11 protein-coding genes are annotated in these 14,074 nt (G+C 62.2%); 8 read left to right on the top strand and 3 right to left on the bottom strand.

Translation table 11 applies throughout. The features are described from left to right. Nucleotides 1-10: 10 nt before the first annotated feature. Complete coding sequence (locus KBB96_RS07300) at nt 11-481, bottom strand: GAF domain-containing protein (RefSeq protein WP_211633954.1); 471 nt, start codon at nt 479-481, stop codon at nt 11-13. Between the two features lie 54 nt (nt 482-535). On the opposite strand from KBB96_RS07300, the gene dnaX reads away from it, so the two are divergent. From dnaX to KBB96_RS07285, 3 genes are all read left to right on the top strand, one after another. Then, on the top strand, nt 536-2,104 hold the full coding sequence (gene dnaX, locus KBB96_RS07295; protein WP_211633953.1) for a DNA polymerase III subunit gamma/tau: 1,569 nt from the start codon (nt 536-538) through the stop codon (nt 2,102-2,104). A gap of 120 nt (nt 2,105-2,224) precedes the next feature. Then, complete coding sequence (locus KBB96_RS07290) at nt 2,225-2,530, top strand: YbaB/EbfC family nucleoid-associated protein (protein ID WP_211633952.1); 306 nt, start codon at nt 2,225-2,227, stop codon at nt 2,528-2,530. A gap of 76 nt (nt 2,531-2,606) precedes the next feature. Then, nucleotides 2,607-3,611 carry an endonuclease/exonuclease/phosphatase family protein gene (locus KBB96_RS07285; RefSeq protein WP_211633951.1) on the top strand — a complete coding sequence of 335 codons (1,005 nt, stop codon included), beginning with the start codon at nt 2,607-2,609 and terminating at the stop codon, nt 3,609-3,611. Between the two features lie 166 nt (nt 3,612-3,777). Here the strand turns inward: KBB96_RS07285 and KBB96_RS07280 are convergent, their stop codons facing one another. Next, nucleotides 3,778-7,365, bottom strand: coding sequence for a PVC-type heme-binding CxxCH protein (locus KBB96_RS07280; protein ID WP_211633950.1), 3,588 nt, complete (start codon nt 7,363-7,365; stop codon nt 3,778-3,780). A gap of 307 nt (nt 7,366-7,672) precedes the next feature. Between KBB96_RS07280 and KBB96_RS07275 the strand changes: the two genes are divergently transcribed. The 4 genes from KBB96_RS07275 (at nt 7,673) to KBB96_RS07260 (ending at nt 11,047) form a co-directional block, all read left to right on the top strand. Beyond that, nucleotides 7,673-8,467, top strand: coding sequence for a protein-disulfide reductase DsbD domain-containing protein (locus tag KBB96_RS07275; protein WP_211633949.1), 795 nt, complete (start codon nt 7,673-7,675; stop codon nt 8,465-8,467). 79 nt (nt 8,468-8,546) lie between these two features. Then, entirely contained in the window at nt 8,547-9,143 is a 597-nt protein-coding gene (locus KBB96_RS07270; protein ID WP_211633948.1) for a redoxin family protein, read from the top strand. A gap of 98 nt (nt 9,144-9,241) precedes the next feature. Then, nucleotides 9,242-9,682: a VOC family protein gene (locus tag KBB96_RS07265; RefSeq protein WP_211633947.1), complete on the top strand. Its 441-nt coding sequence runs from the start codon at nt 9,242-9,244 to the stop codon at nt 9,680-9,682. 60 nt (nt 9,683-9,742) lie between these two features. After that, nucleotides 9,743-11,047, top strand: coding sequence for a glycoside hydrolase family 2 TIM barrel-domain containing protein (locus KBB96_RS07260; RefSeq protein ID WP_211633946.1), 1,305 nt, complete (start codon nt 9,743-9,745; stop codon nt 11,045-11,047). A gap of 23 nt (nt 11,048-11,070) precedes the next feature. On the opposite strand, the gene KBB96_RS07255 is transcribed toward KBB96_RS07260, so the two are convergent. Beyond that, on the bottom strand, nt 11,071-12,288 hold the full coding sequence (locus KBB96_RS07255; protein WP_211634630.1) for an aminotransferase class V-fold PLP-dependent enzyme: 1,218 nt from the start codon (nt 12,286-12,288) through the stop codon (nt 11,071-11,073). A gap of 282 nt (nt 12,289-12,570) precedes the next feature. On the opposite strand from KBB96_RS07255, the gene dnaB reads away from it, so the two are divergent. Next, entirely contained in the window at nt 12,571-14,010 is a 1,440-nt protein-coding gene (dnaB, locus tag KBB96_RS07250; RefSeq protein ID WP_211633945.1) for a replicative DNA helicase, read from the top strand. Nucleotides 14,011-14,074: the final 64 nt, after the last annotated feature.

Genomic DNA, 14,074 nt, shown 5'->3' with positions numbered 1-14,074 from the left:
GGCTCCCAACTCACTCTCCCCACGCGGAGAAGATCCATTCCAGGCCGATCCGGTCGATCTCATCGAAGGCACCAGGCAGGGTGGAATCGACATCGAAGACGGCGATGATCCGTGCGGCTCCATCCCGCACGGGAACGACGATTTCGCTTTCGGAAAGCGCGTCGCAGGCGATGTGACCCGGGAAAGCATGAACGTCCGGCACCACCTGCGTTTCGCCGGTTTGCCAGGCAGCGCCACAGACACCCCGGCCCCACGCGATCCGCGCGCAGCCGACCGTGCCCTGATACGGTCCGATGACCAGTTGTCCGCCCACCACCCGGTAGAATCCCGTCCAGTAATAGTGCGGTATCAGCCCGTGGAGCACGGAAACGATGCCCGCCATCCGGGCGATCCGGTCCGGTTCTCCGGCGGTCAGGCCGCTGATCCGCAGCCGGGCGTCCTCGTAAAGCCTTTGTTTCTCATCGCGTTCCGGAATTCGCATGCCCTTTGCAAAACTGAAAACTGACAAACCCGCAAACTCCAATACAGTCGCCGCGTGAGCTATCAGGTCTTCGCCCGCAAATACCGCCCCAAAACCTTCGATGACGTCCTCGGGCAGGACCACGTCGTCCGCACGCTGCGCAATGCCATCGAGCAAAAGCGCCTCGCGCACGCCTACCTTTTCGTCGGTCCCCGCGGCACCGGCAAGACCTCGACCGCGCGCATCCTGGCGAAGGCGCTGAACTGCACCGGCGGCCCGAAGGCCGACTTCGACCCGAACGAGGACGTGTGCGTGGAGATCGCGGAAGGCCGCTCGCTGGACGTGCTGGAAATCGACGGTGCCTCGAACAACGGCGTGGAGCAGGTGCGCGACCTGCGCGAGTCCGTGCGCTTCGCCCCGGCCCGCGGCCAGTTCAAGATCTACTACATCGACGAGGTCCACATGCTCAGCAACGCGGCGTTCAACGCCCTGCTGAAAACGCTTGAGGAACCGCCGCCGCACGTGAAGTTCATCTTCGCCACCACGGAGGCGAACAAGATCCTGCCGACCATCCTGTCCCGCTGCCAGCGGTTCGACCTGCGGCCGATCCCCACCGATCTGATCGCGAAGCACCTGTTGCACATCGCCAGTGAGGAAAACGTGAAGCTCGATGAAGCTGCGGCATGGGCCGTGGCGAAGGGAGCGGACGGCGGCATGCGCGATGCGCAGTCGATGCTCGACCAACTCGTGGCCTTCTGCGGCGATCACATCACCGAGGCGAACGTGCTGGACGTGTTCGGCTTCACTTCCCGTGAAAAGGTCGCGCAACTCGCATCCACACTGCTTTCCCGCCAGACTCCGGCGGCGCTTTCATTGATCCAGAAGGAAGCCGAATCCGGTCGCGAGCTCGGCCAGCTTCTCGGCGAACTCGTCGGCGCCCTGCGCGCCCTGCTGGTGGCGAAGCTCGATCCCTCCGCGGATGGCGATGGCATCCCCGCCGAACTGTGGCAGGGCCTGCTTTCCGCCGCGGACGCCTACCCGCCGGACCGCATCCTTTCCGCCATCGATGTGTTCGCGGAAACAGAGGGCCGCATGAAGTGGTCCACGAACAAGCGCCTTCACTTCGAACTCGGCCTGATCAAGGCCATCCAGGTGCTTGGCGAGGTCCGCCTCTCCGATGTGATCAAAGTGCTCGCCAAGGGGGCCGACAGCCTCGGCGATGCCGGGATTGCCGCCGCAATTCCTGCTGTCGTTCCGTCCACTCCGGAACCGGTTCGCGAAGCCGCTCCGGCTTACGAACCGGAGCCGGAACCCGAATACGTCCCGGAACCCGCTCCACTGCCGCCTCCGCCCGCCAAGGTATGGGAACCGGAGGAAGAACGGGCCGTTGCCGCGCCGGTTTCCTCCGTGCCGAAGCGTTCGCTGGATGCCATCACCAGCCGGTTCGATTCGCTGATCGCCGCCGCACCGGAGCATAGCGAACCGCCGCCACCGCTGGTGGAGCCGCCTCCCTTCAAGTCCGCGGAAACCGCCGCGCCACCCGAACCGCCGAAACCGACCCGCGCGGCGGTGGATGAGAACTTCCACCGCGATCCGCTCATCGAACACGCTCTCGCCGCTCTTGAAGGCCGGGTGGTCGGGTAGCAGTTGAGAGTGGATGGTTGAGAGTTGAGAGTCAGAGGAAGACTCCCTTTCCGCCCTCTACTCCCGATCCTTCCTCCTCTTTCTCTCAACTCTCATCTTTCAACTCTCAACCTCTTCAAAATGAACATCCAGAAACTGATGAAACAAGCCCAGCAGATGCAGGCCGGGCTTGCCGCCAAGCAGGAAGAACTCGCCCAGCGCACCGTCGAGGCCAGCGTCGGTGGCGGCAAGGTGACGGTCGTGTCCACCTGCGCCGGTGACGTGCTTTCGATCAAGATCGATCCGTCCGTGGTTGATCCGTCCGATGTCGAGTTTCTCGAGGACCTGGTGCTCAAGGGCGTGCAGGAAGCCGTGAACAAGGGCAAGGAATTCGCCGCGGCGGAAATGAAGAAGCTCACCGGCGGCCTCGGCATCCCGGGACTGTAAGGAGCGGGGACGCATCCTGCCGGGACAAGCGGAAGAACGCTCGCTTTTCCGGCATCCTGTTAGATACTGTGGCGTCATGAACACCGCCCGCTTCCGCCGCTACCTCGGATGGGGATTGGTGGGTGCGTCATTGGTGCTGCATTTCGTCACGGTCTTCGCGTTTTCCCGACAGCCGGACCGTCTGGCGGCCTTCACGGTGATGCCGATCTGGATATGGGGTGGTTTCGGGCTGCTGCTTTCCTGTGTGGCGTTTCTTTATCTGCGGGCGTCCCTGTCGCTGGTCGTCACCGGCATATGGGCGGTCACCATTCTGCTCGGCGCTGACGAGGCGCGGGTCTTGGCGAATTTCGCCAGGCAAGCGCCTGCGCCCGGTCCGGCAGAGCCATACAAGGGCCAGCCGGTGATCCGCCTGCTGACCGCGAACTGCGGGCACCGGGAGTTTGGCAATCCCACGGCGGACATTGCGGCATGGCAACCGGACATCGTGCTGTTGCAGGAGGTTTCTCCGGTGGAGGTGCAGGAGATCGCCAGCGCCCTTTATGGCGGTCATGGCGACTACAGGTTCCACGACTACAACGGCGTCGTGACGCGCTGGAAGATCAAGCGCGAGGTGCGGAATCCTGCGTTCCGCGAACAGCAGGTGACGATCCAGGACCCGGCGGGCCGTGAGATCGAGGTGGTGAACGTGCATCTCACCAGTGCCGCCACGGATTTGCGGTTGTGGAGTCCATCCGCCTGGCATGAGCACCGGGAAGTCCGCCAGCAGCGGCGGCAGGAGTTGTCGATCGCGCTCCAACTGCTCGGGCAGACCGCGCCGTTTCCCGAGCGGCCGACCCTGCTCGGCGGGGATTTCAATTCCCCGGCCAGCGATCCGGTCCATCATCTGCTGGCGCGGGATTTCACCGATGTTTTCTCCGCTGCCGGTACCGGCTGGGGAGACACCTTTCAGCGCCGCGTGCCGATCCTACGGCTGGACTGCCTCTACGCCACCCGCCAGTTCACGCCCGTCCGCTGTCGTGCCGTCACCAGCCGGAACACCGACCACCGGCTGGTGGTGGCGGATCTGTTGTTGGATAGGTGAGGGAGAGGCGAATGGGTGGAAATACCAAGGGCCAACGGCCCGCTCATACGAGTCTAGGTCGGTGCGAAAGAATCGGTGCCGTCTCACCCGGTTTCACACGAAAAAGCGGCCCGGACTTTCGTCCGGACCGCTTCTCATCTCATCGGGCTAGGAAATCAGAAGTAGGTCACTTGCGGAGTTCCGCAGCGGTCCATGGGGTGGTGCGCTTGTTGGCGGCGCGGAGTTTGCCGACCGTCGCTGCATCTACCGCGGAGGCGTCATTGTCCCAGCTCTGGCGGACGTAGGTCAGCACATCGGAGATCTGCTGGTCGTTCAGGTTCGAGAGCGGTGCCATGATGTTGTTGAACTTGTGTTCGCCGACCTGGACCGGACCCTGGAGGCCGCTGAGGACGATGTTGATCGGCAGCGTGGGATCGCCGGTGACCCAATCGGAACCATCGAGTGGCGGGAAGGTTTCAGGGACGCCCTTGCCGTCCGGTCCGTGGCAGGCGATGCAGATCATACTGAAGACCTCGGCACCGCGCTTGTGGACTTCCGGATCGGCCTTGAACTTCTTCACCTTCGCGACCGCGGCGACCGGAGCGGTGCCGATGGAGACGACGAGGGTCTTGCCGAGATCGTCGCCGCGCTTGTTGAGGGCGTTCACGGCGGCCTGTTTCTGGGCATCGGTGCCCTTGCCAGCGAGGAAGGAAGCGACCGGCTTCACCCACGAGGCGAGGTCATTGCTGCCTCCCGCATCACCGATCTCGACCAGTGAGACATCATCCCAATAGGCGACGCCGGTGGAGCCGCCGTAGCCGCCGAAGAGGCAGTGGACGAGGACGCGGTTCTGGTTGCCGGTTTCAAACTCGGACTGCACCTGCGTCCAATCGCGGGTGCCGCTGACGGCCTTGGTATCGGCATCGAGGCCGTGGACGTTCATCATCGCACCGCGGCCGCCCTTGTTTTGCATGTCCTGGGTCTTGATCCAACCGGAGAGGCGGTAGCGGGTATTCGGCTTCACTTCCACGTCGGCACCGGCGCCGACATCGGCGCGGGCGCTGCTTTCGATCTTCAGGCAGGTGCCACCGCTGCGTCCGCCTTCGCCGATGGAAAGGGTGACGGCACCGGGATTGTCAGCGGAGTAATTGCGCAGCGTCCAACCGGCGGGCAGGCTGCCGTTTTTCTCGGAGAAATCGGCGTTCGGCAGCACGTTCTTCGGAGCGGCGGCTTCGATCTTGGTATCACCGACGGGCAACTCGGTCGCAGCGGCGACGAGCACGCCGGAGGCCTGAAGGCGGGCGGCGATCTGCCACGCATCGCGGAGCACGGAGTCTTTCCCAAACTGCTCCGGATTCGCCTTCAGCGTGGCGAGGATGGCTTTGCCGGTTTTTTCAGAAGGTGCGGAATTGCCGAGCGCGACGAGCGTTTCCGCGAGCTCACGGCCATCGGCGGCTTTCACCACACCGTCCTGAATCACGGCATCGGCGAGTGTGGAGTCACCGGCCGGTGCGGCCTGGACAGCCGCACGGCGCAGGCCGCGGGACTTCGAGGTGAGAGCGGTCTTGAGCAGATCCGCATCGAGCTGGCCGAGACCAACGAGGGCATTGAAAGCCTGGGTGGCACCGGGTTCGCCGGTGGCGACGAACTCCTTCAAGGATGGAGCCACGGTGGTGAGCTTGTTCTCCACGATCAGGCGCTGGGCCTGGATGCGCCAGAACAGGTTCGGGTGCTTCAGGGCGGTGGCGAGCGAGGACGGATTCTTGATGTCCAGTTTCGGGTTGGCCTCATTGGTGGAACCCTTTGGATAGACGCGGTAGATGCGGCCGGCGTGGCGGTCGCGGATCGGTGTCTCATAGGCATTGCCGCGACCGGTTTTCGCTTCCAAACCGGCGGACTTCACGCTCGGGGTCGGGTTGTGCTGGATGATGAGGTTGTACCAATCGCAGACCCAGATGGCGCCATCCGGACCTTCCTCGGCGCAGACGGGGGAGGACCAAGCATCCGCGCTGGAGAAGAGGTTGTTCGGGAGTTGCTTGGACACGTACTTCGCGCCGTTGCGGGTGACATCGAATGCACCCACCAGCTTGCCGGTGGGCTCGCAGACGAAGGCGATGCGGTCCTTGTAAGATTCCGGCATGCGGGTGGAGGTCACGAAGGAGTGACCGGCACCGGCGGTGTAGCGGTCGAACTGGTCGACCTGACGGATGTCCAGCGAACTGGGGAAGAACATCGGGTTGTTGTCACCGGCCGGAGTCTTCGGTTGGGAAACACCAGTGGCGGCATACTGGGCTTTGGAGAAGGTGGTGTACCACGACGGGTTGCCGTTGGCGGTGGAACCGAGCACGTCGAAGTCCGAGGTAAAGCCAAGGCCCCAGGTGTTGTTGGTGGTGTTCTGGAGGGTTTCCAGCTTCGAGCCATCGGGCTTGAAACGGAAGACGCATTGGTTGAACGAATGGCGCTCGCCGCCGACGGTGCCTTCGAAACCGGCATAGCCGATGGTGGCGTAGATCCAGTTGTCGAAGCCGTAGCGGAGGTTCGAAACGCCGGCGTGGGTGTCGTGGATCTTGAAGCCGGTGAAGAGCACCTTGCGCACGTCCGCGCGGCCATCGCCATCCGTGTCCTTGAGGAACAGCATGTCGGTGCCATTGGTGCAGATCACGCCGCCGTTCGCGCACACCAGCGAGGTGGGCAGAGAAAGCTTGTCGGCGAAGACGGTGAACTTGTCCGCCTTGCCATCGCCATTGGTGTCCTCGCAGATCTTGATGCTGTCGTGGCCGAGATCGTTGGTCTGGACGTTGTTCGGATAGTCGACGGTCTGGACGACGAAGGCGCGGCCTTTTTCATCCCAGGCGACGTTGATCGGATTGAGGATGTCCGGCTCGCTGGCGAAGAGGGAGATTTCGAAACCCGGTGGCACCTGTGCGAGCTTGATCGACTCGGAGGGTTCCAGTGGTTTCTGCGCGCGGGTGATCATCTGGTGATCGCGATAGCCGGGGAGCTTCACTTCCTCGGTTTCCAGAGTCGGCAGCTTCAATGCGAGCACCTTGCTGCGGGTGGCATCGCCCACCGCCCACATGATGCCGCGGCGCAGCAGATCTTCGAAAGCGGGTTGTGACCAGGTGCGCATGTCATGGCCATAGGCGGTGTAGAACACGCGGCCCTTGCCCTGCGTGCGGACCCAGGTCCATGGCTCGTCCTCGCGCTTTTGGAGCAGGCCGCGGTCGTTGGTGAGCTTGTCGTGGACGTAGGTTTCATCCCACGTTTCAAAACCCTGGAAGCCGCGCATCACCGGATGGTTCGCATCCACGATGGTGGTCTTGAAGACGCCGGTACCGTGGGACTTGAAGTGGCCGCCGACGAGGTGGAGATAGGCCTCCGAATTCTCGAAGCAGGCGGACGCGCAGTGGATCGGCAGGAAGCCGTGGCCGGACTCGACGTAGTCGACCAGCGCGGTCATGGCCTTTTCCTGATCGGGGGTGACCTTCGGCCAGTTGCCGTAGAGCAGCACCGCGTCATAGCGGTTGAGCTCGGCGGTGTTCAGATCGGCGAGGCTTTCGCTGTAGGTGAGATTGATGCCGGAGACACCGAGATGCTTCTTGGCCTCGCGGTAGCGCTCGATCGGATCGTGGTGCGGACCATTGGCCGTGGGTGCTCCGAAGAAGAGCACTTCCAGACGGCGGGCGTTTTCCTGGGGCATCACAACGGGTGCGGGGGCCGCCGATGCCATGCGGGCAGCGAACAGGAGGGAAGGGAGAATGAAAGCGGCTTTCATGAATGGGATGATTGGGCAACGCCGGTGAGCGCGATCCTTCTTTCACAGTGTACGAGGAACCCGGAAACAGCTTGTAGGAATCCGCTCAACGTGTGTAGATTTGCGACGTTTTGATTCCCCGGGGCGAGGGCGTCATTTTCCGGATAATCCCTATTCTAGCGCGAGTTGGGTGGGTATTCCAGTTCGTTGGTGGATGTCATTTTCCGCCAAGATAACGGGTGTTTCCCCACCGCTTGGCCGGACTTTCACATATTCGCAGACGGGAAGGACTTGCCCTGTCTGCATTTCGCGTGAAAGTGCGGACCTGATGAAATTGCTTCACGCTCTGGCGCCCTTGATGGCCGCCTCGGTGGCTTCCGCTGCGACCCATTCCGGTCACGCCGCCGCCGAGTTGATCGCCGCCTCCACGACCTATGAAGCGGCGAAGCCGGTGGATGCCGCGATTCGCATCACGGTCGATCCGGAGTGGCACACGTATTGGACCAATCCCGGGGAAGGGGGCATGAAGCTCGGCATCGAGTGGCAGCTTCCGGAGGGATGGAAGGCCGGTGAGGTGGGCTGGCCGGTGCCGGGGCGTTTCATGACCGGAGAACTGCCGGGTTTCGGATATTTCGGCGAGATCGTGCTGCCGGTGACACTCACGCCTCCTGCCAACGCCACCGGGCCGGCGAAGATCGGACTGAAGGTGGATTGGCTGACCTGCAATGACGCCGCCTGTGTGCCTGGCGATGCGGCGCTGGAGGTGGCGTTGTCGCCGGGGGCTGCCGCGCCGACGCCCGCGGCACCGGTGATTGCGAAGGCGAAGACGAAGGTGCCCGCGCCAGTGGAAGGCCTGAAATTGGAGGTGAAGGATGCGGACAAGAATCTGGTGCTCACGCTCACCGCGCCGAAGGATGTGAATCCGGCAGCCTTCTCGGTATTCCAGGCCACGCCGCAGGTGGTCGATCCGGCGGCGAAGATCCAGTTCGCGAAATCGGGTGATGCGTGGACCGCCACGGTGGCAAAGAGCGAGTATCTCAGCGGCCCGGCCAAAACGCTCGAACTGGTGTTGGATGGCGGCGGATTGCCGCACCCGGCCACTGTCACCTGGCAGAACAAATAAATAACAGCCGAGGCGAAAGTCATTGGACAAAACGACCGTCCTTTTCACGTTAGTTACCGACCCCATACCCCATAACCTCATGAAAACACTGATTACCTCCGCCATCGCAGGCATCGTCGCCCTCGCCGCCGCCCATGCCGCCGAAGTCGGCAAGCCCGCTCCGGATTTCTCCGCGAAGGACGCCAAGGGCTCGACCGTTTCCCTCTCCGATCTGAAGGGCAAGGTCGTGGTGCTGGAGTGGAACAACTTCGGCTGCCCGTTCGTGAAGAAACACTACGGCAGCGGCAACATGCAGAAGCTCCAGGAAACCTACACCGGCAAGGGTGTGGTCTGGCTCACGGTGAACTCCGCCGCCACCGGCAAGGAAGGCTTCCTCGATGCGGCCGCCGCCCTCAGCAAGACCTCCGAGGAAAAGTGGAAGGGCTCCCACTACCTCATCGATGGCGATGGCAAGATCGGCAAGGCCTATGGTGCCAAGACCACGCCGCACATGTTCGTGATCGATAAGGAAGGCAAGCTGGTCTATAACGGCGCGATTGATTCCAAGGCGACGCCGAAGGCCGATGACATCGCTTCCTCCGAGAACTACGTCTCCGCCGCCGCCGATGCCGCCCTCGCAGGCAAGGCCGTCACCACCGCCAAGACCGAGCCGTATGGCTGCGGTGTGAAGTACTAAGGAGATCGTAGATCATCCTGTTTTCCGGGAGGGACGGCGCGAGCCGTCCCTTTTCGTGGGGAGGGGACGGATCATTGAACCACCAGCAAACTGAAGTCATGAAAGTCCGGAAAATGGATCATGTGGGGGTGATCGTGGAGGATCTCGCCGCCGCCACGGAGTTCTTTGTTGATCTCGGCTTCGAAGTGCTGGGGAAAATGGATGGGATGCAGGGGGAATGGCTCGACCGGATCGTCGGGCTCCAAGGCGTGAGAACGTCCATCGTGATGCTGGGGGCGCCGGACGGCGGTTCCAATGTGGAGCTGGCCAAGTTCCACACCGCCGCGGATGAACGCGGCATCCGTCCGGAGGCCGCCAATGCCTTGGGCATCCGTCACCTGGCGTTCGTGGTCGAAGGCATCGATGCGATCGTCGCGAAATTGAAAAGCAAGGGCGTGGAGCTCTTCAGCGAGGTCGAGACCTACGAGGACTGCTACAAGCTGCTCTACGTCCGGGGGCCGGAGGGGATCATCATCGAACTGGCGGAGGAGATCGGGTGACGGGAGTATTTTCCTCGGACTCGTCTGGCAGCCACCTTGGAACATCTGCTGCCCAGTCTCATGAAGCGACTCATCCATAGCCTGCGCCCTTGCGTGGCGGCGACCGCATTTGTGTTCGGGCTCGCACTTGCGGCCGTACTTCGCGGCGAAGTCGTTTACGACCAGGGCACCTCCGCCATCGGCGGCAAGCCTTTCCTCGTGAAAGGCGTCTATGGAGTCGGGATGGAAGAAATGGGCAAAGTCGCCGGCTATGGCTTCAACGTCGTGCAAAACTACGGCTTCAGCGGCTGGACCGATGAACAAGTCGCCGACTATCTCAAGCAGGCGCAGAACCGGAAGCTGAAGGTTTTGTTCCATCTCGGCGTTAACAAGCTGACGCCCGATGTGGTGGACCCCGTCAGACGGCGCGTCGGGAAGTTCAAGGATCATCCCGCCCTCTACGCATGGTATCTGGCCGACGAACCCAGCGTGGCGAAGTACAAGCCGGAGGATCTGGCCGCCCTTTACCAATGGATCAAGAAGACCGATCCGGCGCATCCCGTGTTTTCCTCCAACTGGGAATTGAACAACTTCAAGGACGCCTGCGATGTGGACATGCCACAGTTTTACCATGGCCCGCCATCGCGCCTGCGGAACGGGCCCCTGCCGCAGCGGCAATCCATATATGAGAAAAACGGCGTGCCGTGGATCGCCATCGCCAACACCCACGATGCGCTTGAGTTTTCGCTCCCCGTCCCTCCGGACGCGGAGTGCCTGAGCCCCGCCTATCTCATGAAAAATGAGGGCGCTGCCAAACATCTGCCCGATGCGGATCCCGGAAAAATCCGCACCAAGATCAAAGCCATCCAGACTCACCTGGCGAATCCTCCCTACAAGACACTGCCCGCCTTTCCGGACACTCCGGAGAAAGTCCGGGGCCAGGCATTCGCCATGATGGCCCATGGCTCGAATGGAATCTTCTACTGGCTCTATCAGCCTGAGGATTCGATCAACGAACAATACGGATACTACACGATCTTCACCCGCCCGGCCTTGCGCGATGCCTTGAAGTCCACTCTGGCCGAACTCGACACTCTCTGGCCGCGTATCTGCGCCCCGGCCAAAAATTCAACGACTTGGTACGACAAGGAAACGAAGGATGTGTTCTGCTGGTTCCGCCGTGAAACCACGCGCATCACCCTCATGCTGGTGAATGAGAGCACCGCCACGCACAACGTGAACACTCCCATTCCCAGCCTTGAACGCTACCCTGTTCTGCATGCCACGGTCAGCGGGGAAAATCGGCGCGTAAAAATCGAAAACGGCATCCTCAAGGATCAGTTCAGCGGGAACCAAACCCATATCTACCTGATCGATCCTCAATAGACCACCGGTGATCCCGGTGAGGATCACCCCAGCATCACCGCCGCCTTCTTGACGGCGGAAACGAGCGCGGCCACATCCTCTTCCGTGTTGTAGAGCGCGAAGGAGGCCCGGGTGGTGCCGGTGATGCCGAAGCGCGCCATCAGCGGCTGGCAGCAGTGGTGACCGGTACGAACGGCGACGCCCATTTGGTCGAGCAACGTGCCGAGGTCGTAGTGGTGAACGCCTTTGATCGCGAAGGACAGCGCGCCCGCGCGATCGTCCGGACCATAGAAGCGGATGCCGTCGATTTCCGAAAGACCTGTAGCGGCGGATTGGATCAGCTTGGTCTCATGCTCGCGGATCGCATCGAGGCCCACGCTGTTCACGTAGTCGAGGGCTGCGGCGAGGGTGATGCCGCCTTCGATGTTCGGCGTGCCGGCTTCGAACTTGAACGGAAGATCGTTGTAGGTGGTTTTCTCGAATGTCACCTCCTTGATCATCTCGCCACCACCGCGATAGGGCGGGATGGCTTCCAGTACGGAACGTTTGCCCCAGAGCACGCCGGTTCCGGTGGGCGCATAGACCTTGTGGCCGGAGAAGGCGAGGAAGTCGGAGCCGATGGCCTGGACATCCATCTTCAGGTGGGGTGCGGCCTGCGCGGCATCGATCAAGACCAGCGCGCCCGCGGCTTTCGCCTTGGCGGTCATGTCCACCACCGGATTCACCGTGCCGAAGGCGTTCGAGATCCAGTTGAAGGCGACCAGCTTCGGCTGTTGCTCCAGCAGTTTCGCGTAGGCGTCCTGATCGAGCGAGCCATCCTCATGGCAGGGGATGATGAGCAATGACGCGCCGGTTTGCTCGCAAAGCATCTGCCACGGCACGATGTTCGAATGGTGTTCCAGCGTGGAGATCAGCACCTTGTCGCCCGGGCCGATCAGACCGGAGCGGGTGAGGGAAATCGCGGTGAGATTGATGCCATCGGTGCAGCCGGAGGTGAAGATCACCTCGTCCGGGGATTCGGCATGGAGGTGGGTGGCCACGGTGTGGCGGGCGGCCTCGAAGCCCTCGGTGGCGAGACGGGCGAGGAAATGTGCGCCGCGGTGGATGTTCGAGTTGGTTTCCTCGTAGTAGCGGCGGGAGGCATCCAGCACCGCCAGCGGTTTCTGGGTGGTGGCCGCATTGTCCAGATATACGAGCGGACGACCGTTCACGGTGGTGCTCAGAATCGGAAAATCACGGCGAAGAGAGGCGGCATCCAGCATGGCGTGGCGGGACCATGGCACGGGAGGACCAGTCCGCCAAGGCTTAGGGGTGCTTCAATCGGTTGTTTGTGGGTCTTTGTGCGTAGTTCCGCCTTCAGGCGGGTGGGGAGGAGTGATTTTCGTTTAAGGGCGGCCCTGTCCCCTGTAGCAGGAGATGGCTTTTCTGATTTGGAAGCCGTTCAGCACGAAGCGCCACGCACCGCCCTCCTGAAGGAGGAACTACGTACGAAGAGACGGGCGCTTGCAGGGATGGCCTGACTTTTGCATCCTCCCGTTCCGCTGATGCCGCCTGAGATTCTGAGTTCCCCGCCTGCTGCTCCTTCCCTCCAACAGTCCCCTGTATCGGCGGAGGATGTGATGCGCTCGCTGCCCCATGCGCTGGGGCCGGAGAAGAGTATTCTCAGCTCGATGCTCCAGGACGCACAGGAGTACATCGGCATCGCGGTGGAAGAAAAGCTGACCAAGGATCACTTCTACCTCCCGGCCCACGCCACGCTCTACGGGTTCATCGTGGATCTCTACGAGGCGGGGCAGGAGATTGAGCTGGTTTCGCTGGTTCAGAAACTCCACGACAAGGCGCTCATCGACCACGTCGGCGGGCCTTCGGCGATCTACGATCTCTTCACCTACGCGCCCACCGCCGGCCATTTCCGCCACCACCTCCAGTTGGTGAAGGACAAGCACGTGCTGCGCGCGATCATCCAGACGGCGAACTCCGCCATCTCCCGCGCACACGAATCGCCGGATGAGGTGAACGAACTCCTGGATTCCGTGGAGGCCAGCGTGCTCGGGATTCGCGAAGGCTCGGAAACGAACAAGGCTCCGACGACCAAGCAATCGGTGACGGAGGTGATCGAGCAATTCGAGGCTCTCCTTTCCGGTGACCGTGGTGCGCAGGGGATCTCCACCGGCTACGAGGTGCTGGACAAGATGTGCAGCGGCCTGAAGCCCGGGGAAATGTTCGTCGTCGCGGCCCGTCCGTCGATGGGCAAGACCTCGTTCATGATGAACATCGTGGAGCACATCTGCATCGATCAGGGAAAGCCCGCGATGGTGTTCTCCTGCGAAATGAGCACGTTCCAGATCGTGCAGCGCTTGCTGTTCTCGCGGGCGCGCTTTGCCATGAGCCAGCTCAACCGCGGCTACACCCCGAGCAAGGGCGACCTGCAGCGCATCCAGCGCGCGGCCATCGAGATCTCCGCAGCGAAGCTGTTCGTGGACGACACGCCGGGCATCACCATCAACGAGGTGCGGGCCAAGGCCCGCCGCAAGAAGCGCGACGAGGACATCCAGCTCATCGCGATCGACTATCTCCAGCTCATGAAGTCCCGCACCAAGCAGGCGGAGAACTCCCGTGAGCGCGAAATCGCGGAAATCTCCGCCGGTATCAAGGGTCTGGCCAAGGAACTGGGAATTCCCGTTGTCATCCTCGCCCAGCTCAACCGTGGTCCGGAAAGCCGTACGGGCAAGAGCCTCGGCGTGCCGCGTATGTCCGACCTCCGTGAATCCGGCTCGATCGAGCAGGACGCCGACATGGTGGGCCTGCTTTATCGAACCGCTTATTACGCCGAAGACGCGGAAGCGAAGGCGGCGGAAGAGGGCCGGGCCGAGCTGGTGCTGGCAAAGAACCGCAACGGCGAAACCGGCCACATTCCGCTGACGTTCATCGCGGACCTGATGCGCTTCGAAACCGGTCGTCCGGCGGATGAGCCGCAAGGTTGAACCGGAGAATATCCGGAGCCGCGGGCATCCCAAATTTTGCCCGGATTCTACCAAATCGTCCCAT

This window comes from Luteolibacter ambystomatis (assembly GCF_018137965.1).
GTDB classification, from domain to species: domain Bacteria; phylum Verrucomicrobiota; class Verrucomicrobiia; order Verrucomicrobiales; family Akkermansiaceae; genus Luteolibacter; species Luteolibacter ambystomatis.
Note: the sequence above shows the minus strand (reverse complement) of the source record. Positions and strands in the feature narration are given on the sequence as shown.